This is a genomic window from Halotalea alkalilenta, assembly GCF_001648175.1.
Classification (GTDB): Bacteria; Pseudomonadota; Gammaproteobacteria; order Pseudomonadales; family Halomonadaceae; genus Halotalea; species Halotalea alkalilenta_A.
In genome coordinates this window covers 1930972-1956273 of record NZ_CP015243.1, presented here as the reverse complement: position 1 = coordinate 1956273, position 25302 = coordinate 1930972, and the positions used below count along the sequence as shown (strand labels likewise).

General features: G+C 65.1%; 19 protein-coding genes. 4 read left to right on the top strand and 15 right to left on the bottom strand.

The annotated features are described in order from the left end of the window. Positions 1-45 precede the first annotated feature (45 nt). Positions 46-1383: a metalloprotease PmbA gene (gene pmbA, locus A5892_RS08560; RefSeq protein ID WP_064122454.1), complete on the bottom strand. Its 1338-nt coding sequence runs from the start codon at positions 1381-1383 to the stop codon at positions 46-48. A 131-nt stretch (positions 1384-1514) separates the two neighbouring features. On the opposite strand from pmbA, the gene yjgA reads away from it, so the two are divergent. Then, positions 1515-2042, top strand: coding sequence for a ribosome biogenesis factor YjgA (gene yjgA, locus A5892_RS08555; RefSeq protein ID WP_064124389.1), 528 nt, complete (start codon positions 1515-1517; stop codon positions 2040-2042). A gap of 39 nt (positions 2043-2081) precedes the next feature. Here the strand turns inward: yjgA and tldD are convergent, their stop codons facing one another. From tldD to A5892_RS08520, 7 genes are all read right to left on the bottom strand, one after another. Next, positions 2082-3566, bottom strand: coding sequence for a metalloprotease TldD (gene tldD, locus A5892_RS08550; protein ID WP_082890342.1), 1485 nt, complete (start codon positions 3564-3566; stop codon positions 2082-2084). Next, positions 3566-7477, bottom strand: coding sequence for a YhdP family phospholipid transporter (locus A5892_RS08545; protein ID WP_064122453.1), 3912 nt, complete (start codon positions 7475-7477; stop codon positions 3566-3568). The genes tldD and A5892_RS08545 overlap by 1 nt, the downstream gene beginning before the upstream one ends. 3 nt (positions 7478-7480) lie before the next feature. Further along, positions 7481-8944 (bottom strand): ribonuclease G, encoded by a 1464-nt coding sequence (gene rng, locus A5892_RS08540; RefSeq protein WP_064122452.1) that lies wholly within the window; start codon positions 8942-8944, stop codon positions 7481-7483. Positions 8945-9031: 87 nt separating this feature from the next. Continuing rightward, positions 9032-9625 carry a Maf family protein gene (locus A5892_RS08535; RefSeq protein WP_064122451.1) on the bottom strand — a complete coding sequence of 198 codons (594 nt, stop codon included), beginning with the start codon at positions 9623-9625 and terminating at the stop codon, positions 9032-9034. Positions 9626-9644: 19 nt separating this feature from the next. Beyond that, a complete protein-coding gene (mreD, locus tag A5892_RS08530) occupies positions 9645-10136 on the bottom strand; it encodes a rod shape-determining protein MreD (protein WP_064122450.1) in 492 nt (163 codons plus the stop codon). Position 10137: 1 nt separating this feature from the next. After that, positions 10138-11064 carry a rod shape-determining protein MreC gene (gene mreC, locus A5892_RS08525; protein ID WP_317627716.1) on the bottom strand — a complete coding sequence of 309 codons (927 nt, stop codon included), beginning with the start codon at positions 11062-11064 and terminating at the stop codon, positions 10138-10140. Positions 11065-11142: 78 nt separating this feature from the next. Further along, positions 11143-12180 (bottom strand): rod shape-determining protein, encoded by a 1038-nt coding sequence (locus tag A5892_RS08520; RefSeq protein WP_064122448.1) that lies wholly within the window; start codon positions 12178-12180, stop codon positions 11143-11145. Positions 12181-12444: 264 nt separating this feature from the next. On the opposite strand from A5892_RS08520, the gene gatC reads away from it, so the two are divergent. The 3 genes from gatC (at position 12445) to gatB (ending at position 15726) form a co-directional block, all read left to right on the top strand. Beyond that, a complete protein-coding gene (gene gatC, locus A5892_RS08515; RefSeq protein ID WP_064122447.1) occupies positions 12445-12732 on the top strand; it encodes an Asp-tRNA(Asn)/Glu-tRNA(Gln) amidotransferase subunit GatC in 288 nt (95 codons plus the stop codon). Positions 12733-12796: 64 nt separating this feature from the next. After that, on the top strand, positions 12797-14245 hold the full coding sequence (gatA, locus tag A5892_RS08510) for an Asp-tRNA(Asn)/Glu-tRNA(Gln) amidotransferase subunit GatA (RefSeq protein ID WP_064122446.1): 1449 nt from the start codon (positions 12797-12799) through the stop codon (positions 14243-14245). 26 nt (positions 14246-14271) lie between these two features. Continuing rightward, entirely contained in the window at positions 14272-15726 is a 1455-nt protein-coding gene (gene gatB, locus A5892_RS08505) for an Asp-tRNA(Asn)/Glu-tRNA(Gln) amidotransferase subunit GatB (protein ID WP_064122445.1), read from the top strand. A gap of 124 nt (positions 15727-15850) precedes the next feature. Here the strand turns inward: gatB and pgm are convergent, their stop codons facing one another. The 7 genes from pgm to A5892_RS08470 form a co-directional block, all read right to left on the bottom strand. Next, positions 15851-17515, bottom strand: coding sequence for a phosphoglucomutase (alpha-D-glucose-1,6-bisphosphate-dependent) (pgm, locus tag A5892_RS08500; protein ID WP_064122444.1), 1665 nt, complete (start codon positions 17513-17515; stop codon positions 15851-15853). Between the two features lie 420 nt (positions 17516-17935). After that, a complete protein-coding gene (locus tag A5892_RS08495) occupies positions 17936-19279 on the bottom strand; it encodes a dicarboxylate/amino acid:cation symporter (protein ID WP_082890341.1) in 1344 nt (447 codons plus the stop codon). Between the two features lie 222 nt (positions 19280-19501). Beyond that, positions 19502-20461: a D-ribose ABC transporter substrate-binding protein gene (locus A5892_RS08490; RefSeq protein WP_064122443.1), complete on the bottom strand. Its 960-nt coding sequence runs from the start codon at positions 20459-20461 to the stop codon at positions 19502-19504. A gap of 17 nt (positions 20462-20478) precedes the next feature. After that, positions 20479-21630, bottom strand: coding sequence for an ABC transporter permease (locus A5892_RS08485; protein ID WP_064122442.1), 1152 nt, complete (start codon positions 21628-21630; stop codon positions 20479-20481). 26 nt (positions 21631-21656) lie between these two features. After that, positions 21657-23198 (bottom strand): sugar ABC transporter ATP-binding protein, encoded by a 1542-nt coding sequence (locus A5892_RS08480; protein WP_064122441.1) that lies wholly within the window; start codon positions 23196-23198, stop codon positions 21657-21659. A gap of 31 nt (positions 23199-23229) precedes the next feature. Next, positions 23230-23886 carry a DUF2291 family protein gene (locus A5892_RS08475; RefSeq protein ID WP_064122440.1) on the bottom strand — a complete coding sequence of 219 codons (657 nt, stop codon included), beginning with the start codon at positions 23884-23886 and terminating at the stop codon, positions 23230-23232. Between the two features lie 112 nt (positions 23887-23998). Next, positions 23999-25111 (bottom strand): MDR/zinc-dependent alcohol dehydrogenase-like family protein, encoded by a 1113-nt coding sequence (locus A5892_RS08470; RefSeq protein WP_223302832.1) that lies wholly within the window; start codon positions 25109-25111, stop codon positions 23999-24001. Between the last annotated feature and the right edge of the window lie 191 nt (positions 25112-25302).

The following is a 25302-nucleotide window of genomic DNA, read 5'->3' as shown; positions in this document are numbered from 1 at the left end:
TTGCCCGGGACGCACCGCAGGCGTCCCGGACCGCGGCCTCAATGCCTAGCCAGCCACCATCATCTCCTCGAGCAGCCAGCTGCCGCTGTGCACGTTGCCGCGTCGATCGACATCGTCTCCGATCCCCACCAGCGAGGCGAACATCCGGCGCAGGTCGCCTGCGATGGTGAAACCCTCGACCGGATACTGGATCTCGCCGTTCTCGACCCAGAACCCCGCGGCGCCGCGCGAGTAGTCTCCCGTCACCGTATTGACCCCCTGCCCCATCAGTTCGGTCACCACCACCCCGCGCGACATCTTCGCCAGCAGCGCCTCGAACGACTCGAGCGGCGCGCTGATACGCAGGTTGCGTGCACCACCGGCGTTGCCGGTGGAATTCATCCCCAGCCGCCGGGCGCTGTAGCTGGAGAGCAGGTAGCTCGCCAACCGCCCGCTATCGATGAAACTATTTTCGCGCGTCGCCACCCCTTCGCTGTCGAAGTTGGCGCTGGCGCTGCCGCGCATCTCGCGAGGACGCTCGAAGAGCGAGAACCACGCGGGGAAAAGCGTCTCGCCAAGGGCATCGCAGAGGAAAGACGACTGCCGATACAGCGCCCCGCCGGCGATCCCCTGGAGCAGATGCCCCACCAGGCCACTGGCGAGTTCGGGCACGAACAGCACAGGATAGCGCCCGGTGGAGAGCTTGCGGCCGCCGAGTCGGCGCAGCGCACGCTGTGCCGCGCTGCGGCCCACCTCCTCAGGATCGCGCAGCTGACCGGCCTCACGCGCGCTGGAATAGTCATAGTCGCGCTGCATTCCGACCTGGTCGCGGGCGATCAGCACGCACGAGAAACCATGGCGGCTGCCACGCTGGCCCTGGAGAAAACCAAGGCTGTTGCCGTAGACGCTGACCCCTTCATGGCTCGAGACCGAGGCGCCCTCGGAGTTGTCGATCCCCGCGACCTCGAGCCCCGCGCGCTCGCAGCGGCTCGCCAGCGCGATCGCTTCGTCCGGGCTGAGCGCCCAGGGGTGATAGAGATCGAGATCAGGAAACTCGGTGGCCAGCCGGTCTGGATCGGCCAGCCCCGCGGCCGGATCCTCGCCGGTGAACTGAGCGATCGCACAGGCGCGCTCCACCGCTTCGCGCACCGAGGTCTCGCTGTCGTCGCTGGTGGAGGCGCTGCCCTTGCGGGTGCCGAAGTAGACCGTCACGCCAATCCCCTGGTCCCGTGACAGCTCCATGGTATCGACCTCGCCCAGGCGTACGCTTACCTCCAGCCCCTGGCTCGCGCTCGCGCCCACTTCGCACGCGCTGGCACCCTTGGCCTTGGCGTGTTCGACCGCGAGGGCGACCCGCGCCTCGAGAGTCCGCTGCTGCTGCTTGGCATCGAAGGCCTCGCTCATGAAATTCTCCTGAAATGCCGATTCGTCCGGGACTCGCCCGCAAGCCCGGTCTTGATCCATCGAAGCCCCACGCCGACGAGATCGAGCGAGGCTGCTATACTGTCGCGCCGCATCCGTTCGAGAACCAGACGATGGCCAGACCCCCGAAGCATGGCACCGACGAAGACGTCTCCCTCGACGAGGCCGCACCGAGCAAATCAAGCCGCAAGCGCGAAATGACCGCACTGCAAAAGCTCGGCGCCGAGATCATCGAGCTATCCCCTGCGCTGCGCGGACGCCTGCCGCTGTCCGACGACATGCTCGCGGCGATCGAGGAGATGGGCCGGATCAAGGCCCACGAGGCGCGACGTCGCCATATGCAGTACGTCGGCAAGCTGATGCGCAGTGAAGATCTGGCAGGCATCGAGGCCGCGTTCGCCGCGATCGAAGATGAGAAACAAGCGCGCGATCTTGCCTTCCACGAACTCGAAGGGCTACGCGATCGCCTGATCGAAGAAGGTGACCAAGCGCTAGACGAAGTGCTCGCGCGCTTTCCCTCGATCGAACTCTCGAGCCTGCGCCAGCTGATCCGCAATGCCCGGCGCGAACGCGCGGCCGACAAACCGCCGGCCAGCGCGCGCAAGCTGTTCAAACTGCTGCGCGACGCCAGCGGGCGCTGAGCCCCCACCCAGGCTGTGCTCAGGCCTGCCAGGCCACGCTCAGACCTGGGTACCGCCGACCGTGATCGCATCGAGCTTCAGGGTCGGTTGGCCGACACCCACCGGCACCGACTGCCCTTCCTTGCCGCACACCCCGATGCCCTCGTCGAGCATCATGTCGTCGCCGATCATCGAGATCCGCCCCATCGCCTCGGGACCGCTGCCGATCAGCGTCGCTCCTTTCACCGGGGCGGTGATCCGGCCGTTCTCGATCAGGTAGGCCTCACTGGCGGCGAACACGAACTTGCCCGAGGTGATATCGACCTGCCCACCGCTGAAGCTCACCGCATAGAGCCCGCGCTCGACGCTCTCGATGATCTCCTCCGGCCGATGCTGGCCGGCGAGCATGTAGGTGTTGGTCATGCGCGGCATCGGTAGATGGGCATAGGACTCACGCCGGCCGTTGCCGGTCGGTGACATCCCCATCAGTCGTGCATTGAGCTTGTCCTGCATGTAGCCGGTCAGCCGGCCATCCTCGATCAGCGGCGTACAGGCGCTCGGCGTACCCTCGTCGTCGACCGAGAGCGAGCCGCGCAGGCCCGCCAGAGTACCGTCATCGACCACCGTCACCCCGGGCGCGGCGACCCGCTCGCCGATCCGCCCGGAGAATGCCGAGCTGCCCTTGCGGTTGAAGTCTCCCTCGAGCCCGTGGCCGACCGCCTCGTGCAGCAGTACCCCCGGCCAGCCGCCGGCGAGCACCACCGGCAGCTCGCCGGCCGGCGCATCGACCGCCTCGAGGTTGACCAGCGCCTGGCGCACGGCCTCACGAGCGTAACGCTCGGCGACGTTGCGATCGCGCAGCTCGCTGATCGAGAAGCGCCCGCCACCCCCGGCGCTGCCGCGCTCGCGACGCCCGCTGCGCGTGGCGATCACCGAAACGTTGAAGCGCACCAGCGGACGCACATCGGCCGCCAGCGTACCGTCGCTCGCCCGCACCATGACGATGTCGTAGACCGCGCCCAGCGAGACGCTGACCTGGCTCACCGCGGGGTCGCTGGCACGGGCGATACGGTCGGCCTCCTTCAGCAACGCGACCTTCTCTGCCGCCTCGAGCCCGGCGAAGGGATCGATCGCGGCGTAGCGCGGTTCGAATACCGATGCCCGCGCCGCGACCTGGACCGCCCGACCACCGTCGCGAGCGATGCTCGCGGCGGTATGGCCGGTCTTGGCCAGCGCTTGCGCGGTAATCTGATTGGAGTAAGCGAAGCCGGTCTTCTCACCGCACAGCGAGCGCACACCCACGCCACCATCAATGTGGAATCCTGCGTCCTTGACCTCGCCATCCTCGAGCGACCAGGTCTCGCGCCAGCTGCGCTGGAAGAACAGCTCGGCGAAGTCGATCCCCGGACCCAGCGCATGTCCCAGGGCCTGGTCGAGGCTCTCGAGGTCAAGGCCACCCGGGGCGAGCAGCGCGTCGCTGGCCTGCGTGATCAGGCCGCGAACGTCATCGGGCGCCAAGGGCGCATCTAAGGCGGGAATGTTCATTAGCGTGCACTTTCCATCCTGAAGTTCGGCTCGGCCCAAGGGCCCTCGATCCGATAATGGAGTTCGGTCACCTTGTCGATCCAGCCGCCGAAGGCCCAGTGGAACAGCAGCAGCACACCGCCGACCTGGGGCGCCCCGGCAAGCAGCGCCGCCAATGGCAGGCTCTGCGATACCGGCAAGGTGACGCCAAGGCGTTGATTCAGGGTACGCTGAACCAAATTGACCTGTCCATCGATGCTGAAGTTGGTCGCCGGTGCTGAAATCAGCACCGGCCCGTTGCTGGTCAGCACTCCGTCGCTCAGGTTGGCGCTGCCGCGGATGCTGTTGAAAGAGGTGCCGCTACGGGTCAGATCGGTGAAGTCGAGGCGCAGTCGGCGCAGCAGGTTGTCGAAATTGAGCAGCCCCACCAACCGAGCCGAGGTGGACTCGATCGCAGTGAAACTCCCATCGCCGATATCCAGGCCCAGCTTGCCAGTGGCGGTCGCCCAGCTAGGCTGCCAAGGTGCCCCGGGCCAGGCGAAACTGGCGCTGATACGCCCGCCTCCCGGGGTGCTGAGTACCTTCGGCTGGCCCAGCAATTCAAGCAGATCGCCGAAGTCGCGGTGATTGAGGGTCAGCATTCCGCGGGTCACGCTGGCCTCCCCGGCGCGGCTCCAGTGCAGCTCGCCTTCGAGCATGGAGCCTGCCAGGGCGATGCGTAGCCGGTCGATGTCCAGGCTATGATCGCTGGTTCGCCAGCCGAGCTCGAGGGCGCCTTCGCGGCCTCGCGCCTGCAGCCGATCGATGCTGATGAATCCGCTGGGCAGCCCGGTCAGCGCCTGAGGCAGCGGCGCGAGCCTGGTCGGCGGCCCCGGTACCGCCAGTACTTGTTCGAAGAACCTGGCGCTTTCGTCGGGCTCGCTCTCGAGGCTCTGCGGGATCAGCACCAGCAGCGGGTCGAGATCGACCTCGCTGAAGTGCGCCTCGATCGGCCGCCCCGAGACAGGGTCCCAGCTCACTTGGCCTCGAGCCAGGTCACTCTCGACCTGGGCGTGCCAAGCCTCGCCGACGTGGTCCGCATCGATCGAAATCGGCCCCATGCAGCGCCCTTGCAGCTCCAAACACTCGGTGACCAAGGCCGCACGGCGGATCTTGACTCCCTGCTGAGCCGACGTACCGCCTTCTTCCGAGGGTTGCTTCCCGATCCTGTCGGAGTCGATCCGAGCGATCGCGTCTTTCCATTCAAGCGGCGCCAACCTTGGTGCCACCCAATGCAGGCTCCAGCCATCGCCGGCATCCCACTGCGGCTGGCGCGGCCACTGCTGGATCCATACCTGGCCATCCTCGAGCTCATTGCGCCAGCGCACCTTGAGCCGGCTGTCGATCTCCACCTCGCCTTCACCGTCGGAGACGTTCATCACCAAGCGCAGCGGCGCGGCTTCATCCGGACGCTTGCCGAGCGGCGAGGGCAGCGGCAGTTCCACACCTTCGAGGGTCGATGTCAGTTCGAGATCCACGGGCCCGGCCGGAACCATCGACAGTCTGCCCTGGTAGTCCGTGCGCCCCGAGATATCGGGCACAAGGCCGGCGAGGCCGAGCCAGTCGAGCACCCTGGCCGCGTCGGCACTGCCGGAGAAGTCGACCCCGCCCTGACCGTCGGCGACATCCACCGACCCCTCCACCGGCCCGTCGAAGGCGCGCCCATCGCCGCCCCCCGAGAGTGACAGCCGCTCACCCTGGAGCAGGAAACGCACGCGGGCATCGATGTCGTCGAACGACAGCTGTTTCTGGGTCAGGGTCGCGCTGCCGCCGCGCACCCTGCCGCTGGCCTCGAGACGCACGTTGCCGGCGCCCTGACCCTCGAACGGCACCTCGAGTTTCACTTCACCGTCGAGCGGGCCGCTCGCTTGCCACTGCGCGAACTGCTGGTTGAGCGCCTGGTCGTCGAACGGTGCGGCCTTCAGGATCTCGAGCAGCGCGCTGGCGTCACCGCTCACTGGACCTTCGACCGAGAGCAAATCGTCGTGCAACGAAAAGCTGCCCCCCCGGCTCTCGAGCCCCGCGAGCTCGGCACGGTCGATCCGCCCTTCCATCTCGGTGCCGTCGAGCTTGAAACTACCGTCCAGCCGGGTGATCGGCGGCCAGCCCTCGAGATAACCCAGGGTCGCCTCCCGCACGGCGAGCTCGAGCTGCAACTCGCTCGGCTCATCAGGGTCGTCGAAGTCGATACGATGTTCGAGCTCCGGGCGTCCGCGGGGATGACCGAAGATCAGCGAAAGCCCGAAGCGCCCCTCGGGCACCTCGCCACCGCGCAGGTTCCGCTCGAGCCACTCGCCCAGCTCCGGCCCCAGCTTGCGCATCGGCACCCAGTCGCTGGCGTCGCGCAGCACCGCATCGCGCAGCCCAAGCTCGAGGGTGAATTGGTTTCGATCGTCGTCCGGCAGCGACAGTGAGAATTGGCCATCGGCCGTGGCACCGTCGCGAGTGAAGCTCAGCTCGCTGCCGCTGAGCGCTTGTCCATCCTCGTTCAAAGTCCAATCGAGACGCCCGGACAGCGTGTCGAGGCGCCAATCGCGACTGAATACGGTGGGCAGCGAAAAGCGCAGCGGCTGGTCGCTTTTCAGCCGCGCCCAACCCCTACGCAGCGTGGTATCGACCCAGCCATCCACCGGTCCGATGGCGGGAATCTCATCGTGCGAGGAGATCTCGGCTTGGCGCGCCGCGGCGCGAATCCGCAGCCGGTCCCGCAAGGCCAACCCTTCTCCCAGATCGAGATCGAGCTGCGCACCGGCCACTTCACCTTTGGGCGAGAGATCGGCGAGGGTCTGGCGCAGCCCTTCGGAGAGCGGCAGCAGCGGCCAGATCAGGTTCACCGATTCGGCGCGAAACTGCGGCAGCGCAAGCGATAGCGATCGATCGCCCCCGGAGAGCGAGCCAAAGCGCGGCAGGGTGAGTGCGGCGCCATGTTCATCGAGACCGGCGAGGCGATCGAAGGCACCGTGCCAGCCTCCATCGCGATAGCCGAGCGCCAGCGCCAGCGAGACCTGGCTGAGCGCCAGGTGGCGCTCAGCGTCGTCGGTGCGGCCGACCTCAAGGCTTGGCAGCTCGAGCGCCAGGCGCAGATCGGTGGGTGCGCCGCGCTCCCACGTCGCCCAGGCATCGATGCTGCCGTCGGCGTCGAAACGATAGTCGAACTGCTGGCTGAACAGGCTGGCGATGCTGGTCGCCTGATTGGCGTCGAGATGCAGGTAGGCTTGAATGGGCAGCTGCCGGTCATGTGGCAGCAGCGCTTGGACAGTGAGGCCCGGCTGCCGGCTGCCGGCCAGCGCGGCGCTCAGCTCGAGCGCGACGCGCCCTTCGCCGTCGGATGCCAGCTCGGCACGGGGCAGCTCCAGGCGACGGTGCCCATCGAGGGCGTAGAAGTCGACCCTCGCCCGGGTGACTCGCGCGCGACTGCCCTGGAGATTGTCCAGCAGCCGGTCGAGCGTGGCGAAATCGAGCTTGAAACCGTCACCCTCTTGCGCCTCGTCAGCTTGCCACCAGCGGCCGTCGGCGCGCTGGTAGAGGCGTACCGCCACACCGTCCGCATCGAGCCAGGAAATCGCCGGCTGGCGCAGGCGCAGCGAGCGCCAAAGGTCGAGCCGCAGGGTCAGCCGGTCGAGCTCGAGCAGCCGGCGGCGGCTGGCGCCGGCCGGCTGGATCAGGCCGAGATCATCGAGCTGGAGCTCGAGTTCATGGCCGCGCAGGCCCAGCGACAGATGATCGAAGCTCAGCTGGACATCGTCGGGCAAACCGAGCAGCGCCACCAGTCGAGAATCGTCGCTGAACCGCCACGGCTCGATGCGCAGATTGAGGGTCAGCACCGCCAGCGTGACCAGCACAATGGCAACCAGGGTCAACGACCAGCGAAGCAGGATACGCAGCGGATGCATCGGCTAGATCAGTACGAGATCGTACTGCTCCTGCGAGTAATGGCTTTCGACCTGGAAGCGAATGGTCTTGTTGATGAAGCTTTCGAGATCGGCCACCGCCGCCGACTCCTCGTCGAGCAGCCGGTCGACCACCGCCTGGGAGGCGAGCACCATGTAGGTCTCGGCGCCATAGGCGCGCTCCTCGCGCAGGATCTCACGGAGGATTTCGTAGCATACGGTTTCAGCGGTCTTCAGCGAACCGCGCCCGCGACACACCTTGCAAGGCTCGCAGAGCACCTGTTCAAGGCTCTCACGGGTGCGCTTGCGAGTCAGTTGGACCAGACCGAGCTCGGTGACCCCGGAAAGGCTGGTCTTGGCGTGGTCGCGCTCGAGCGCCTTCTCCAGCACCCTGAGTACCTGGCGCTGGTGCTCGGTGTCCTCCATGTCGATCAGATCGATGATGATGATCCCGCCGAGGTTGCGCAGCCGTAGCTGGCGAGCGATCGCGGTGGCGGCCTCGAGGTTGGTCTTGAAGATCGTCTCCTCGAGGTTGCGATGCCCGACGTAGGCTCCGGTATTGACGTCGATGGTGGTCATCGCCTCGGTCTGGTCGATCACCAGGTAGCCGCCCGACTTGAGCTGCACCTTGCGCTCCAGCGCCCGGGCCAGTTCATCCTCCACCGAGAACAGATCGAAGATCGGCCGCTCGCCGGGATAGTACTCCACACGCGGCTCGAGCGAGGGCATGAACTCCTGGGCGAAGGCCTTGAGCTTGACGAAGTTCTCGCGCGAATCGATGCGAACCCGCTCGACGTCGTCGCGCATCACGTCGCGCAGCGTACGCAGGAACAGCGGCAGGTCATGGTAGATCTCGGCCGGCGCGATCGCCTCGAGCCTGCGCCGCTCGACCTGCCGCCAGAGCCTGCCGAGAAACTGCACGTCGGCGACCAGCGCATCCAGCTCGACCCCCTCGGCCGCGGTGCGCACGATCAGCCCCCCTTCGGGCGCCTCCTCCCCGGCCTCGGTGAGCGCGCGCTCGGCGAGCTCGCGCAGCCGCTCGCGTTCACGCTCGTCCTCGATCCGCTGGGAGACGCCGATGTGGGCGGAGTGCGGCATCAGCACCAGGTAGCGGGAGGGAATCGAGAGATGGGTGGTGAGTCGGGCGCCTTTACCACCGATCGGCTCCTTGACCACCTGCACCACCAGCGACTGCCCCTCGTGGAGCAGCTCGCGGATCGAGGGCTCCGGACCACCGTGGCCGAGCGGCGCCACTTCGTTGGCATGGATGAAGGCGGCGCGCTCGAGGCCAATGTTGACGAACGCCGCCTGCATGCCTGGCAGCACGCGCACCACCTTGCCCTTGTAGATGTTGCCGACGATGCCGAGACGACGATTGCGCTCGATCGATGCCTCTTGGAGCACACCGTTCTCGACCACCGCGACCCGGGTTTCCATCGGAGTCAGATTGATCAGTACTTCGCCGCTCATGGGATGTCCTTATCCTCCGTGTGACGGACGCAAGCCCGATTCGTCCTTCAGATTATGACCGCGAGCCCGAGGCATCGCCACGGTGTATCAGACACGCCACAGGGCCAGCCCCGCATCCGACAGCAGCCGCCCCGTCTCGTAGAGCGGCAGCCCCACCACCGCCGAGTAGCTGCCATCGATGCGCTCGACGAACAGCGCCCCTCGTCCCTGGATGGCGTAGCCGCCAGCCTTGTCGCACGGCTCCCCACTTGCCCAGTAGGCATCGAGCTCGGCGGGAGATATCCGGCGCAGCGACACCCTGGTTTCGACCCGGCAGCGGTGCTGGACGCCATCGCGACCGTAGAGCGATACCGCCGAAATCACCCGATGCTCGCGACCGGCGAGCAGCGCGAACATGCGCATGAAGTCGTCCCGGTCGCGCGGTTTGCCGAGGATTTCTCCTCCCACCACCACCGCGGTGTCGGCGCCGAGCACCAGGACCTGGCCGACCTCGCCTTTGACGGCCCGGGCCTTCTCCTCGGCCATCCGTTCGACGTAGGCCGCGGCCGGCTCGTCGGCACCGGGCGTCTCGTCGATGTCCGCAGCGCGTATCGCGTCCGGCACCACGCCGATCGACGCCAGCAGTTCGAGGCGTCGCGGCGAGGCGGAGGCGAGGCAGAGTGTCGGCGAATCAGCACCCATCGCATGCTCCGAAGCAGGCTCAACCCTGGGCGAATCGCCGCCGCACGTTGAGCATCAAAGTAAAGAACCACGGCCACAGCATCCCGCTGAGCAGCGCGGAGAAAATGAACTGCACGTGCAGCCGAGAGACGCCGAAGGCGACCCTGAGCCACTGCTCGCCGAGCAGCACGAGCCCGGTGATCACCATCACCATCGGCGCCTGCTGCCACAGCGAATAGACCCGCATGCGCTGGTAGAGCAGCAGGGCGAGGAAGGCGACCACCGAGAGCAGCAGCGCATTCTGGCCCATCGGCGTACCCTCGAGCAGATCGAGCAGCAGCCCGGCGCAGAAGCCGTGGAACACGCCCACCTGGCGTGGCAGCGCCAGGCACCAGTAGATCAAGGTCATCGCCAGCCAGTGCGGTCGCAGCAGCAGCATGCTCTCGGGCATCGGCATCACCTGCAGCACCAGCGAGATCATCAGCGTGACCCATACCGTCGGATAGACCGCGTGCTTGCTCTGGGCCGCCATTCTAGTCTCCCGCCTGCGCTACGGAGGCGACCCTGATCGCCGCGTCCAGCGCTTCCTGGTTGAGAGGGACGAGTTCGTGCGCGGCGATCGCGTCGCGTGCGAACAGCAACAGGTACTGCCTGCTGCGGTCGAGCTGCGCCGAGGACTGCGCCTCCACCCGGGCGAAGGGCCCGTTGGGATTCTGCTGCACGCTGACCACGGTCGCTACCGGGTAGCCCTGGGGGAAGCCGCCGCCGAGCCCGGAGGTGACCAGCAGGTCGCCCTCGCGGATATCGGCGTTGTTGGGAACGTTCTGGACCACCAGCCCCTCGGGACCGCCGCCGCCCTGGACGATGAAGCGCAGCCCGTTGCGCACGATCTGCACCGGCACCCCATGGCTGGGATCGCTGATCATCAGTACCCGGCTAGTGTAGCGCGAGACCGAGATCACCTGGCCAACCACCCCGGAGGCGTCGATCACCGGCTGGCCGACGTAGACGCCTTCGCGGGCACCGCGATTGACGATCATCTGCTGGATGAAGGGGTCGTTGTCGAGCATCATCAGCTCGGCGGTGAGGTAGGGAATCTCATCACGAGGGGTGGCCTTGAGCAGCGCGCGCAGGCGGGCGTTCTCGGCGCTGACGCTCTCCATCCGCTGGGCACGCTGCGACAGCAGCACCAGCTGCTCACGCAGGCTGCGGTTTTCCTCGACCAGCGAGCGCTGGGTCGAAAAGGTCATCGACGCCCAGCTGAAACCTTCGGCGGGCAGGCTGACCAGCCACTGGATCGGCGCGACCAGGGTCGAGGCCTCGGCGCGCACCTGGTCCATCCAGGTATAGCGATGATCGAGAAACAGCAGCGCTCCCGCCAACACCGCGCAGAGCAGCATGCGGTAACCGGGAAGCGGGCCATGAATGAACAGCGGCTTGATAGGCCATCCTCCACGCACGAACGAAACGGCGACGCCGCGGAATCACCGCGCAGGGCGCGGGCCGCGGCACCGGCCGAATGCGACCATCGCGTCGCCTCAGTCGATCGAGAATAGCTCGAAGGCGTGCTGGTCGATCATCTCCAGCGCCTTGCCACCGCCGCGCGCGACGCAGGTCAGCGGATCGTCGGCGATGATCACCGGCAGGCCGGTCTCCTCGGCGATCAGCTTGTCGATGTCGCGCAGCAGCGCGCCACCGCCGGTGATCACGAGGCCTCGCTCGGCGATGTCGGAGGCAAGCTCGGGAGGTGACTGCTCGAGCGCGCTCTTGACCGCCGAGACGATCGCCGACAGCGGCTCCTGCAAGGCGTCGAGGATCTCGTTGGAGTTGAGCGTGAAGCTGCGCGGCACGCCCTCGGCCAGGTTGCGGCCGCGCACGTCGATCTCGCGCAGCTCGCCGCCGGGGTAGGCGCAGCCGATCTCTTCCTTGATCCGCTCGGCGGTGGCCTCGCCGATCAGGCTGCCGTAGTGGCGACGCACGTAGCCGGTGATCGCCTCGTCGAAGCGATCGCCGCCGACCCGCACCGACTCGGAGTAGACCACGCCGGAAAGCGAGATGATCGCGATCTCGGTGGTGCCACCGCCGATGTCGACCACCATCGAACCCTGAGCCTCCTCGACCGGCAGACCCGCACCGATCGCCGCCGCCATCGGCTCCTCGATCAGGAACACCTCGCGGGCGCCGGCACCTTCGGCCGACTCCTTGATCGCGCGGCGCTCGACCTGGGTCGACATGCACGGCACGCAGACCAGCACGCGCGGGCTGGGGGTCATGAAAGTGCTCTGATGGACCTTGCGGATGAAATACTGGAGCATCTGCTCGGTGACGGTGAAATCGGCGATCACTCCATCCTTCATCGGGCGGATGGCGGTGATGTTGCCAGGGGTGCGGCCGAGCATGCGCTTGGCGTCGAGGCCGACGGCGGCGACGGTTCTCATGTTGCCAGACTGGCGAATGGCCACTACCGAAGGTTCATCGAGCACGATCCCGCGACCACGGACGTAAATCAGCGTGTTGGCCGTTCCCAGGTCGATCGACAGATCGCTGGAGAACAGTCCACGTAAACGTTTGAACATTGTGTAGGGGTACCTAGAGCAGACCGGAATCCTGTGCGGAGGCAAACGTTATCATCGCGCCCGGTGCACAGCAAGCGAGCCCAGCTGCCGCGCGTGTTAAGATATGCTACCGTGGCGTCGATGAACGCTCCTTTTTCGAGCACACGTTCTAACACATTCTCGAGCATCATGGGGACAGGCTCTCGCCTCGCCCAGCGGCGACGCCGCCCACGCATCCCTGCCCCCACCGAGCAGAAGATACGAACAGCCCAACAGGATAATCGCATGGCGATTGAACACGCAGACGTGCTGCGCGCCGCCCATCTCGCGCGCCTTGGCCTGGACAACGCGGACGCCGATCGCTACGTCGACGATCTGTCGCGGATCCTCAACATGGTCGACCGCCTACGCGAGGTCGACACCGAGGGCGTGGCACCGCTCGCCCACCCGCTGGACGCCACCCAGCCGCTGCGCGCCGACGAGGTCACCGAACCCGACCGTCGCGACGTCTACCAGCGCTGCGCGCCGGCGGTCAGCGAGGGGCTCTACCTGGTGCCCCGCGTCGTCGAGTGAAGCCAGCGCGATGCGCCGCTCGCGCGCGGCGCTCCATCATAGTCACTGCAGAGACAGCCGAAGAATGTTAGACCTGACCTTCGCCGAGATGGCTCGCGGCCTGGCCGCGGGCGAGTTCAAGAGCGTCGAGCTCGTCCGCGGACTGCTCGCGCGGATCGAGCGGCTCGACCCCGAGATCAACAGTTTCGTCACCGTCACCCGGGACCAGGCGCTGGAACGCGCCGAGGCCGCCGACGCCCAGCGCGCCCGCGGCGAGGCCGGGGTGCTGGCCGGCATGCCGCTGGCGCTGAAGGACATCTTCTGCACCGAAGGCGTGCTTACCACCGCCGGCTCGAAGATGCTCGGCAACTTCGTCGCACCCTACAGCGCCACCGTGGTCGAGAAACTCGCCGCCACCGGCACGGTGAGCCTCGGCAAGACCAACATGGACGAGTTCGCGATGGGCTCGTCGAACGAGAACAGCCACTTCGGCCCGGTCAAGAACCCCTGGGATCACTCTCTGGTCCCAGGCGGCTCCTCCGGCGGCTCGGCCGCCGCGGTCGCCGCCGGCCTGGTGCCGGCGGCGATGGGCACCGACACCGGCGGCTCGATCCGCCAGCCGGCGGCGTTCTGCGGCATCACCGGGCTCAAGCCGACCTACGGACGGGTCTCGCGCTACGGGATCATCGCCTACGCGTCGAGCCTCGACCAGGCAGGACCCATGGCGCGTTCGGCCGAGGACTGCGCGCTGCTGCTCAACGCCATCGCCGGCCACGACCCGCGCGACTCGACCAGCGTCTCGCGGGTGGTCCCCGACTACACCCGCGACCTCGACGCCCCGCTGGACGGGCTCAAGATAGGCCTGCCCACCGAGTACTTCGGCGACGGCCTCGATCCCGGGGTCGAGGCGGCGGTGCGCGATGCGGTCAAGGTCTACGAATCGCTCGGCGCCCGCGTGGTCGAAGTCAGCCTGCCGCATACCGACCTCGCGATCCCGACCTACTACGTGATCGCCCCGGCCGAGGCGTCGTCGAACCTCTCGCGCTACGACGGCGTGCGCTTCGGCCATCGCTGCGCCAATCCGCTGGATCTCGAGGACCTCTACAAGCGCTCGCGCGCCGAAGGCTTCGGCGAGGAGGTCAAGCGGCGCATCCTGATCGGCACCCACACGCTTTCGGAAGGCTTCTTCGACGCTTACTACCGCAAGGCCCAGCAGGTGCGCAGACTGATCCGCCAGGACTTCCTCGACGCCTTCGACAAGGTCGACGTACTGATGGGCCCGGCCGCGCCGACCCCGGCCTTCGCCCTCGGCGCCCAGAGCGACCCGGTGTCGATGTACCTCCAGGACATCTACACGATTGCGATCAACCTCGCCGGGATCCCGGGGATCAGCGTACCGGCGGGCTTCGTCGGCAACCGCCCGGTCGGCCTGCAGATTCTCGCGCCGCACTTCGCCGAAGCGCACTTGCTCAACGTCGCCCATGCCTTCCAGAAGGTCACTGACTGGCACCAGCGCCGTCCGGTGCAGGACTGAAGACGAGATTGCCAAGGATGAACGACATGCAATGGGAAACCGTGATCGGGCTCGAGGTCCACGTCCAGCTGGCGACCCGCTCGAAGATCTTCTCAGGTGCCTCCACCGCCTTCGGCGCCGAGCCCAACACCCAGGCCTGCGCGGTCGATCTCGGTCTGCCCGGGGTACTGCCGGTGCTCAACGAGAACGCGGTGGCGATGGCCCTGCGCTTCGGCCTCGCGATCGATGCCGAGATTCCCGAAGTCTCGGTGTTCGAGCGCAAGAACTACTTCTACCCGGACCTGCCCAAGGGCTACCAGACCAGCCAGATGGCGCAGCCGATCGTCGGTCGTGGCACGGTCGAGATCCTGCTCGAGGACGGCAGCCGCAAGGCGATTCGCATCCACCACGCCCATCTCGAGGAGGACGCCGGCAAGTCGCTGCACGAGGACTTCATCGGTATGAGCGGGATCGACCTCAACCGCGCCGGCACGCCGCTGCTCGAGATCGTCTCCGAACCCGACATGCGCTCGGCCAAGGAGGCCTCGGCCTACCTGCGGGCGATCCACACCCTGGTGACCTATCTCGGCATCTCCGACGGCAACATGGCCGAAGGCTCGATGCGCTGCGACGTCAACGTCTCGGTGCGGCCCAAGGGCCAGGCGGCTTTCGGCACCCGCGCCGAGGTCAAGAACGTCAACTCGTTCCGCTTCGTCGAACGTGCGATCGCCTTCGAGGTCGAGCGCCAGATCGATCTGCTCGAAGAGGGAGGAAAGGTGGTGCAGGAGACCCGCCTGTTCGACCCCGAGGCGGACGAGACCCGCAGCATGCGGACCAAGGAGGAGGCCAACGACTATCGCTACTTCCCCTGCCCCGACCTGCTGCCGCTGATGCTCGACTCGGCCTATGTCGACCACCAGCGCAGCCTGCTGCCGGAACTGCCGGGCACCAAGCGCGAGCGCTTCATCGAGCAGCTCGGGCTTTCGACCTACGATGCCGACATCCTGGCCTCCGATCGCGACACCGCGGAGTACTTCGAGCAGGTGATGGCGGCTTGCGATGATCCCAAGCTCGCGGCCAACTGGGTCCAGGGCGACCTTTCCGCCCGGCTCAACCGCGCGGGGCTCTCCATCGGCGAGAGCCCGGTCAGCGCCGAGCAGCTCGGCGGCCTGCTCAAGCGGATCAAGGACGAGACAATCAACGGCAAGGCGGCCAAGCAGGTCTTCTCCGATCTGTGGGAACGCCGCTTCGAGAACGCCGACCAAGTAATCGAGATCAAAGGACTCAAACAGGTCACCGATTCCGGCGCCCTGGCGCAGGTGATCGACCAGGTGATCGAAGCCAACCCGGTGCAGGTCACCCAGTATCGCGAAGCCACCGAGGAGAAGCGCGGCAAGATGCTCGGCTTCTTCGTCGGGCAGGTGATGAAGGCCTCGCGCGGCACCGCCAACCCTCAGCAGGTCAACGCCCTGCTCAAGCAGAAGCTCGACGCGCTCTGCTGAGCCCGAGCACCAGGGGCCCTCCCCCTGGTGCCCGCCCGACCATTCCGACCGCTGGCCGGCCCTCGCCGCCAACGCAACGAGGCCGGCGCATGACGCGCCGGCCTCGTGATCCGAACGATGAAAATCAGCTCGCGAGCACGCCGTCGACCAGCGCTTTCGCCTCCTCCTGGATGCGCTTCAGGTGCGCCTCCCCTTCGAAGCTCTCAGCGTAGATCTTGTACACGTCCTCGGTGCCGGAGGGGCGCGCGGCGAACCAGCCATTCTCGGTGACCACCTTGAGCCCGCCGATCGCGGCACCGTTGCCGGGCGCCTCGGTGAGTATCTGGGTGATCGGCTGGCCAGCGAGCTCCTTGGCGCTGACCTGCTCCGCGGAGAGCTTGCCGAGCTTGGCCTTCTGCTCACGATCGGCGGCAGCGTCGATACGCTGGTAGACCGGCGCGCCGTAGCGTTCGGTCAGCGCCTGGTAGCGCTCGCCGGGATCGCGTCCGGTGACGGCGGTGATCTCCGCGGCAAGCAGCCCGAGGATCAGGCCATCCTTGTCGGTCGACCAGGCGCCGCCGCGCTTGCGCAGAAAGGAGGCGCCGGCCGACTCCTCGCCGCCGAAGCCGAGGCTGCCTTCGATCAGGCCATCGACGAACCACTTGAAGCCCACCGGCACCTCGACCACGCGGCGGCCGAGGCCGGCTGCGACGCGATCGATCATCGACGAGGAGACCAGGGTCTTGCCGATCGCCGCATCCGCGCCCCACTCGGGGCGATGGGTGAAGAGGTATTCGATCGCCACTGCCAGATAGTGATTGGGGTTCAAAAGTCCCACCGAGCGGGCGACGATGCCGTGACGATCATGATCGGTGTCGCAGGCGAACGACACGTCGAAACGGTCCTTGTTCTCGATCATCCCGGCCATCGCATAAGGAGAGCTGCAATCCATGCGGATCTTGCCATCCCAGTCGAGGCGCATGAAGCGGAAGGTCGGATCGACCCGGGTGGACAGCACCTCCAGCGGCAGCTTGTAGCGCTCGGCGATCCGCGGCCAGTAGTGCACCCCCGCGCCGCCGAGCGGATCGACCGCGAAGCTGAACCCCGCGCCGCGGATCGCCTCGAAGTCGATCACCTGCTCGAGCCCGCCGACGTAGCCCTCGATGAAGTCGAAGCGCTGGGTGGTCGGTGCCGCCAGCGCGCGATCGAAGTCGAGCCGTTCGACGCCCTCGAGGCCGGCGGCGAGCAGTGCGTTGGCGCGCTGCTCGATCCACTTGGTCACCCCGGTGTCGGCCGGTCCGCCATTGGGAGGGTTGTACTTGAAGCCGCCGTCCACCGGCGGGTTGTGCGAAGGCGTGATCACGATGCCATCGGCGAGCCCACTGCTACGCCCGCGGTTCCACTCGATGATCGCATTGGAGAGCGCAGGCGTCGGCGTGTAGCCGGGCGCACCGCCGGTCTCCTCGCAGCCTGCATCGATACGGGTCTCGATACCATTGGCGGCGAGCACCTCGAGCGCCGAGACGAAGGCCGGCTCCGAGAGCGCATGGGTATCCATGCCGATGAACAGCGGCCCATCGATGCCCTGCGCCGCGCGGTAGTCGCAGATCGCCTGGGTCACTGCGAGGATGTGCCACTCGTTGAAGCTGTCGGCGAGCGACGAGCCCCGGTGCCCGGAGGTGCCGAAGGAGATCCGCTGCGCGGGATCCTCCGGGTCGGGACGCTGGGTGTAGTAGCGGGACACCAGGCGCGGCAAGTTGGCCAACCGGCGCTCGTCGGGCAGGTGCCCAGCTTGGGGATCGATGCTCATCGTGCGTTCCTGTGATTGTGCGACGGGAGGGGCATAGGACTGATTCTAGCAGCCCAGGCGGGCCACGCTTGGTTCAGTCGTGCCGGGAGCAGCGCCGCTTCCCGCGCCGCGGCGCGGGAAGGCAATCGGTGAGCCTGCGCAGGAAAGCTTCTCGAAAGGCGCGCTCATCATTGATCAGGCGCCAGCCGAATGAAGCCGAGGAGTGCTGCGGGGAGCGCGGGGAAATGGAAGACTCAGGGAGCATGGCGTTCGTCTCTCGGCTGGGGACTGAGACGATAGTGTCACCCATGGAGGCCATCGGACTGTAGCCTTGCGCGGTGAGCAAATGTTTCAGACAACTACCGAGACGTTTCGGTTCGTCCCAGGCAGCGACGAAACGGGGTCGCTGCCGGGTCCGATCCAGTACCTCTGAACAGACGCTCAATGCGCCTTGAGCGGGTCCGTCTCGCCGGAACGAGCCGTAGCCGACACGGGGGCGACGTCATCGGCCACGGGCTCGACCGCCAGCGGCTCACCGCGCAGCGCCGCCTGCAGGCGGTCGCGATCGAGCTGCCCCTCCCAGGCCGACACCACCAGCGTGGCCACGCCGTTGCCGACGAAGTTGGTCAGCGAGCGACACTCGCTCATGAAGCGATCGACCCCGAGAATCAGCACCATCGCCGCGACCGGCAGGTCGGGCACCACCGAGAGGGTCGCCGCGAGGGTGATGAACCCGGCCCCTGTCACGCCACTGGCGCCTTTCGAGGTCAGCATCGCCACCAGCAAAATGGTGACCAATTGCATCATGCCCAGTTCGGTGTTGGTCGCCTGGGCGATGAACAGCACCGCCAGGGTCATGTAGATGTTGGTGCCATCGAGGTTGAACGAGTAGCCGGTGGGCACCACCAGGCCAACCACCGAGCGCGGACAGCCGGCGCGCTCCATCTTCTGGATCAGCTGCGGCAGCGCCGACTCCGAGGAGCTGGTGCCGAGCACGATCAAGAGCTCCTCTTTGATGTAGGCGATGAACCGCAGAATGCTGAAGCCGACCAGGCGCGCCACCGTACCGAGCACCACCAGCACGAACAGCACCGCAGTGATGTAGAAGCTCGCCACCAGCTCGAACAGCTGGCCGAGAGAGCCTATCCCGTACTTACCGACGGTGAAGGCCATCGCGCCGAAGGCACCGATCGGCGCCACCCGGGTGATGAAGCCGACCACCTTGAACAGCACCTGGGTGACCTTCTCGAGCGCCCCGGTCACCGCCGCCCCTTTCTCCCCCAGCGCCGAGAGCGCGGCTCCGCAGAGGATCGCGACCAGCAGGATCTGGAGAATGTTGCCATCGGCGAAAGCGCCGGTGATGGTGTGCGGGATGATCCCGATCAGGAAGTCGACCAGCCCATGGGACTCACCGGCAGCGGCGGTGTACTTGGCGACCGCGGAGGCATCGAGGGTCGAAGGATCGACGTTGAAGCCGTCGCCGGGACGGAAGACGAACCCGGCGACCAACCCGATCACCAGTGCCAGGGTCGATACCACTTCGAAGTAGATCAGCGCTTTGCCGCCGACCCGACCCACCTTCTTCATATCCCCCATGCCGCTGATACCGGTCACCACGGTGCAGAAGATAATCGGGCCGATCACCATCTTGATCAATTGGATGAAGGCATCGCCGAAAGGCTTCATCGCCACGCCCAGGTCAGGCTGGAAGTGGCCGAGCAGGATCCCGACGGCGATCGCCGCGAGCACCTGCACATAGAGTATTTTGTATATAGGCGTGCGCATGGGACCGGTCTCCTCATCAAGGCTGAGGCGAACTTTAAGCCCGCAGAAAGCGCACCTGTATTGTCCTTTGGTTTTAAGTGGGAATTAAAAAACTATTTGAACCAACCTCGGCACTCCCACAGCAATCCAGAAGATCCACCGCACGGTCTAACGGTGCCGCTACGCCTGACAACGCTTGACCAGGACGCTCAAAGGCTCAGGTGAAGAGCGCCCTGGCCAGCCTCACTGTTCGAGCACGAATGGCGCAGTGTACTGGTCCACGTTGTCCTGGGTGATGAGGAAGCAGTCGAACAGTTGCTTCTCGCCATCGATGTCGATGTTGCCCGTGCGGATGAATTCGTCGGCGAGGCGGACCGCTTTCTCGGAGAACACCGCCACCGGCTGGAGCACCGTATAGGCCATCTCGCCGGCCTTGACCGCCTCGACCGCATCGGGGGAGCCGTCGAACCCACCGACCACTACGTCACCCAGCCTCCCCGTCTGCTTGAGTGCGGCGATCGCACCCAGCGCCATCTCGTCGTTGCCGCTGATCAAGCCCTGAATATCGGGATTGGCCTGCAGCATGCTCTGGGTCTTGTTGAACCCCTCAGTGCGATCCCAGTTCGCCACATCCGAGGCCAACACCTGCAAGTCGGGGTACTGGCTGAGCACGGTCTGGTAACCATTCGAGCGGGTCGCTGCGTTGTTGTCGGAGGGCGCCCCCTTGAGCTCGACGTAGTTGGCCGAGTCGCCTATCGCCTCCACCCACTGCTGGGCGCCCAGCGCCGCTCCCTGCGCATTGTTGGAAACCAGCTGCGCCTTGGCGAGCCCCTGCTGATTGATCTCAGCATTGACGATGAACACCGGAATGCCGGCATTGACGGCCTTGCGCACGGCACCGATGGAACCGTCGGCATTGGCAGGGTCAAGGATGATGGCCTTGGCCCGGTTGGTGATCGCGGTATCGATCTGGTTGCTTTCGGTATTGGTATCACCCACGTGGGCGCTGACGTTGGCTCGGTAGCCCAGCTCCTCGGCGGTTTCCCTCGCGATCTTGCCCTCGGTGAACCAATAGGGGTTGGAGGGATCGTTGACGATGATCGAGATCAGCCCATTATCCTGGGCCAGGGCGTTCCCCCCCAGCAGCGGTACGCTCACGGCGAGGGCGGCAGTGATCAGCAGGCGCTTTGCGTTCATGAACATGATGGATCACCTTTGTTTCACGGTTTCGAGGCCGGCTCGCCGGCGGTGCTTTGCGCGGCAGGATTCTCCCGCCGGGCAGCGGTGCTCTGCGGTGGTGAGGACGCTTGGCTGGGAGGTCGCGCTCGCTTTCTTCTCCCGCCGTACTGGAGGCTGTTCAAGAGCACGGCAAACACGATGACCGCACCGGTGAACACCGTCTGCCAGTAGGACGAGACACCGATGATCACCAAGCCATCGGAGAGAAAGCCGATCACGAAGGCACCCAGCAGCGTGCCGCGAACGCTACCCCGGCCGCCGGTCAGCGCAGCACCGCCGATGACCACGCCGGCAATCGCGGTCAGCTCGTAGGTGGTGCCCGCGGTCGGCCCGGCCGAGGTCAGCTGCGACGACAGCACCAGACCTGCGATAGCGGCACATATCCCTGAGAGGACATAGACCGACACCTGAACTCGCTTGACCGGCACGCCGGAGAGCTCGGCCGCGCGGGCGTTGCCACCGGTGGAGTAGACCCAGCGCCCGAAGGGCGTCCGGTTCAGCGCGAAGGTGCACAGGATCGCGACGACGGCGAGGATCAACACACCAACCGGAATGCCGAAGAGGCGATTGAAACCAAGCCAGTCGAACCCGGTGTTGCCCAACTCCGGCCGGCCACTGAGGTTGTTGAAAGTGAGCCCGTCGGTCATCAGCAAGGCCACACCGCGCGCGACATACAAAAGTCCCAGCGTGGCGATGAAGGCCGGCACTTTGAAGTAGGCGATGAGCACCCCATTGATCGAGCCGACGAAGGCCCCCAGCGCACAGGTCAGAATGACGACCACCCATACCGGCGGATAGGCCACGATGCCAAGGGACTCGAAGCTCACACCCTGCATCAGGAAGCCGGCGACCACTCCCGCAAGCCCCATCGTCGAACCAACGGACAGATCGATACCGCCGGTCAGGATGACCAGCAGCATGCCAATGGAGAGCAGCCCGAAAATCGCCACGTGGGACGACATGGTGAGGAAGTTGTTGGTCGAGAAGTAGACCGGTGACAGGACCGAGAAGATGACGATGATCGCGATCAGGGCGAAGAAGGCGCGGCCCTCGAGCAATATGCGCCCCAGATCGATGTTGCCTCTGGGCACCCCCGATCGCGCCTTAGCGTTGGCGTGGCTGACATCAGGCATGGTGGTGACTCCGCTATGAGATTGAATCAAGCGACCACGGCTTCGCCCGAGGCAGCCATGATCTCTTCCTTGGTCACATCGGCGCCGAACTCCGCAGAGATCCTGCCGCGACTCATCACCACGACCCGATGCGCGATACTCAGGCACTCGCCGACCTCGGAGGTCGAAAACACCACGGCCAGGCCTTGAGCGGCGCCTTCGCGCAGCAGCTTGAACACTTCCGACTTGGCGCCGATGTCTATCCCGCGACTCGGCTCGTCGAGCAGCACCACCCTGGGCTGCGTGGCAAGCATCTTGCCGATGACGACTTTCTGCTGGTTGCCGCCGGAGAGCGACCCGATTTCCGCCTCCGCGCCGTCGGTCTTGATGTGCACACTGCTGATCGAGTCGCGGATGACGCTCTGCTCACGCCGCAAGGAGGTGAACATCCATCTGGTAAAAGCCTGGATGCTCGCAAGCGACAGGTTCTGCCCTACCGACATGGTCTGAACCAGACCATCACGCTGGCGATCCTCGGGAACCAGCACCAGCCCCTTTTCGATCCGCCTGGCGATGCTCAGGCCGGATATCTCCTCGCCTTCGAGCAGGATCCGCCCCTCGCTCATCGGCACGCGCCCCGCCACGCACTCGAGCAGCTCGGTGCGCCCGGCCCCCATCAGCCCGTAGATGCAGACGATCTCTCCGGCGCGCACGTTCAAGGAGAATCGGTCGACGACCGAACGTTCCGGGACGGTGACATCCCGCACCGAGACTTGCTCGAGCGCCAGGGTGACCTCGCCCAGGCTGTGGCCAGCCGGCGGGGAGCCGAGATCGAAGTTCTCGCCGACCATATGACGCACGATCCATTCGAGGTCGATCTCCTCACGCTTGGCGTAGGCGGTCATCGTGCCGTCGCGCAGCACCACCGCGTGATCGGTGATCTGCAGCGCTTCCTCGAGATGATGAGAGATATAAACGATCGAGACGCCGCGGCTCTTCAGGTCACCGATGACCCGGAACAGCACCTCGACTTCCGATGCGCTCAGCGCCGAAGTAGGCTCGTCCATGATCAAGATGCGTGAATCGATCGATAGCGCCCGGGCGATCTCGACTATCTGCTGCTGTCCCAGTCGAAGATCCTCCACAGGAGTCGACGGATCGATCGCCTCGTCCAACTCTTCCATCAAAAGCCTCGTCTGACGCTCCTCCTCGGCATAATCGATGCCCGTCGCACCACCCAGCTCACGGGCCAGGAAGATGTTGTCGCGAACGCTCAGGTTGGGTGCAAGACTCAGCTCCTGGTGGATGATCGAGATGCCGTGTCGCTGCGCCTGCGTGGTCGAGGAAAAGCTCACCGGCTCGCCCTCCAGGAGGATCTCACCCGAAGTGGGCTGTATGACGCCGGAAAGGATCTTCATCAGCGTCGACTTTCCGGCACCGTTCTCACCAAATAGAGTAGTGACCTGTCCGCGATGGATGTCGAAATTCACGTTTTTCAAAGCATGGATGTTGCCGAATGATTTGGCGATATTTCGCGCCGACATAGCGACTTCTCCAGCGAGATCCTCACAGACATAGATCTGGCTCATCGCACGTCACCCATGATCGAATAGACCTGACTCATTGCACACTTATCCTGACCGGCGTAATGAGCCAGTTTTTCTGATTTACCAGCTTGAATACCCCAGTGACCGAGATATTCTTTCCACTCAAATCGCTCGCATCTATCTCAGATAGCACCTGATTCTTCATCGCTTCGTTGATCGCCGACCCAGCATTCTGATACTCGATCTGGTTGGTGAATTGTCCAAATCCAATGTCGCCAGTGGCATCGCGCAGATCTGTGCCGTTGATCGCCGGCCCCGTCTGGACACGGATGGTCAAATCCTCGGGCACGCCCCTAACATCGACCACGTAGATGCCGGAGCGACCCTCACCGACAACGCCCGTAAACCTGACCGGGATGGCTGGAGCGACCCCCGTTGGCACGCCGTACCGACTGCCCGCAGCGGTCTGGTCTTCCGCAATCGCATTGGCAAGCTCCTCAGCATCGACCGCTCGTTCCTCGACGCTGGCCTGGATGCGAATGAACTGCTCCTCGCCATAGCGCTCGGCTGAAAAACTGCCGTCTTGGAGCTCGTCTTCTCCCCCGACTTCTATGACTTTGGTATCCCAGGCCATTGCCCCCACGAGCACAATCGCGGCGGCGAACAAAACACCAGCGCCGATTCTTTTTCGGGGATGGGCCGCTGCTCTCGTACCAGCTCGTGAGCTCATGGAAGATGACCTCTTTGTTTCAGGGTGAGGCATTGGTTAGCCGCTCATCGCACACGCGCTGCTATCCACGGTGTGCTTTCGAGCGCCAGTTCGGTTTGCGCATGGCGTAAAATCAGGGAACTAGTATGATCTTCAATGACTTATCGCCAATTTTCATCAGCTCGAACCCATCCATGAAGTTCGCAAGCGGCAGCTTGTGCGTGACCACGCCTTCGGTGGGGAAGTCGCCGTTGCGGATCCCCTCGATCACCAGGGGATAGCAGTAAGGCCCCAGGTGTGAGCCGAGCACGTCGAGCTCCTTGCGATCGGAGATGATGCTCCAATCCACCGACACCGGATCCTTGAACACGCTGAACTCGACGAACCGCCCCAGCTTCCTGATCATCGCCAAGCCCTGTTCGACCGATTTCGGGTGTCCCGTGGCTTCGATGTAGACGTCACAGCCATACCCCTCGGTCATCTCCTTGATGATCGAGACCACGTCGTCGCGCCTGGGATTGAGAGTCAGGTCGGCGCCGAACTTGCTCGCCAGCTCCAGCCGCTCGTCGAATAGATCGAGCACCACCAGCTTCTCGGCACCGGCCTTCTTCGCAGCACCCACCATGCCGAGTCCCAGCGTGCCCGAGCCCGAGAGCACCACCACGTCACCGAGCTGGATCTGCGCACGCTGTACCGCGTGCAGCGAGCAGGCATAGGGCTCGATCAGGATCGCCTGCTCGATCGAGAGCTCCTCGGGCACCTTGTAGTTGATCGCTTCCTTGGTAAACTTCATGTACTCGGCCATGCCGCCATTGACGTTGTACTGGAAGCCGTAGAGATCGTGCTTCTCGCACATCCAGTACTGCCCACGGTTACAGAATCGACACTTCCAGCACGGTACGATCTGCTCCGAGATGATGCGGTCTCCAACTTGGTAATCAGTGACCTCGGCGCCGACCTTGACCACCCGGCCAATGAATTCATGGCCAGGAATCATAGGCGCTTTGATATAAGGCGCCTGGATCTCATCCCCCCAGAAGCTTGGCGCGCCACCGAAAGATTTGAGGTCACTGGCACAGATCCCGCAGCCCTCGACCTTGACCAGGATTTCACGCTCCTCGATCTCGGGCACCTGCACCTCTTCGAAGCGATAGTCACCGGGGGCATAGGCAACGATGGCCTTCATCGTCTTGGGAATTTCCACCATCGTCGAAGGATTGGCTGCCGACGCCGTCGATTCAGTCATAGTGACCTCCTGCCGATATTCATATGATCAATTGACGCTCAACTGAATGAGCTCCGGATTCGGATAATCATTGATCCATGCCCTCGGCAAAAACAACTGAGAATTTAGGCAGGTCATTTTCAACTAATTGATTGTTATGTAATTAATAGCTAATAAACACTTCGTTTAGATCAGTAGGGCGCTATGCCCTC

Bases quoted from the DNA above. Each gene is read 5' to 3' on its own strand.
- pmbA (WP_064122454.1), bottom strand. From the start codon at position 1,383: ATGAGCGAGGCCTTCGATGCCAAGCAGCAGCAGCGGACTCTCGAGGCG.
- yjgA (WP_064124389.1), top strand. From the start codon at position 1,515: ATGGCCAGACCCCCGAAGCATGGCACCGACGAAGACGTCTCCCTCGAC.
- tldD (WP_082890342.1), bottom strand. From the start codon at position 3,566: ATGAACATTCCCGCCTTAGATGCGCCCTTGGCGCCCGATGACGTTCGC.
- A5892_RS08545 (WP_064122453.1), bottom strand. From the start codon at position 7,477: ATGCATCCGCTGCGTATCCTGCTTCGCTGGTCGTTGACCCTGGTTGCC.
- rng (WP_064122452.1), bottom strand. From the start codon at position 8,944: ATGAGCGGCGAAGTACTGATCAATCTGACTCCGATGGAAACCCGGGTC.
- A5892_RS08535 (WP_064122451.1), bottom strand. From the start codon at position 9,625: ATGGGTGCTGATTCGCCGACACTCTGCCTCGCCTCCGCCTCGCCGCGA.
- mreD (WP_064122450.1), bottom strand. From the start codon at position 10,136: ATGGCGGCCCAGAGCAAGCACGCGGTCTATCCGACGGTATGGGTCACG.
- A5892_RS08520 (WP_064122448.1), bottom strand. From the start codon at position 12,180: ATGTTCAAACGTTTACGTGGACTGTTCTCCAGCGATCTGTCGATCGAC.
- gatC (WP_064122447.1), top strand. From the start codon at position 12,445: ATGGCGATTGAACACGCAGACGTGCTGCGCGCCGCCCATCTCGCGCGC.
- gatA (WP_064122446.1), top strand. From the start codon at position 12,797: ATGTTAGACCTGACCTTCGCCGAGATGGCTCGCGGCCTGGCCGCGGGC.
- gatB (WP_064122445.1), top strand. From the start codon at position 14,272: ATGCAATGGGAAACCGTGATCGGGCTCGAGGTCCACGTCCAGCTGGCG.
- pgm (WP_064122444.1), bottom strand. From the start codon at position 17,515: ATGAGCATCGATCCCCAAGCTGGGCACCTGCCCGACGAGCGCCGGTTG.
- A5892_RS08495 (WP_082890341.1), bottom strand. From the start codon at position 19,279: ATGCGCACGCCTATATACAAAATACTCTATGTGCAGGTGCTCGCGGCG.
- A5892_RS08490 (WP_064122443.1), bottom strand. From the start codon at position 20,461: ATGTTCATGAACGCAAAGCGCCTGCTGATCACTGCCGCCCTCGCCGTG.
- A5892_RS08485 (WP_064122442.1), bottom strand. From the start codon at position 21,630: ATGCCTGATGTCAGCCACGCCAACGCTAAGGCGCGATCGGGGGTGCCC.
- A5892_RS08480 (WP_064122441.1), bottom strand. From the start codon at position 23,198: ATGAGCCAGATCTATGTCTGTGAGGATCTCGCTGGAGAAGTCGCTATG.
- A5892_RS08475 (WP_064122440.1), bottom strand. From the start codon at position 23,886: ATGAGCTCACGAGCTGGTACGAGAGCAGCGGCCCATCCCCGAAAAAGA.
- A5892_RS08470 (WP_223302832.1), bottom strand. From the start codon at position 25,111: ATGACTGAATCGACGGCGTCGGCAGCCAATCCTTCGACGATGGTGGAA.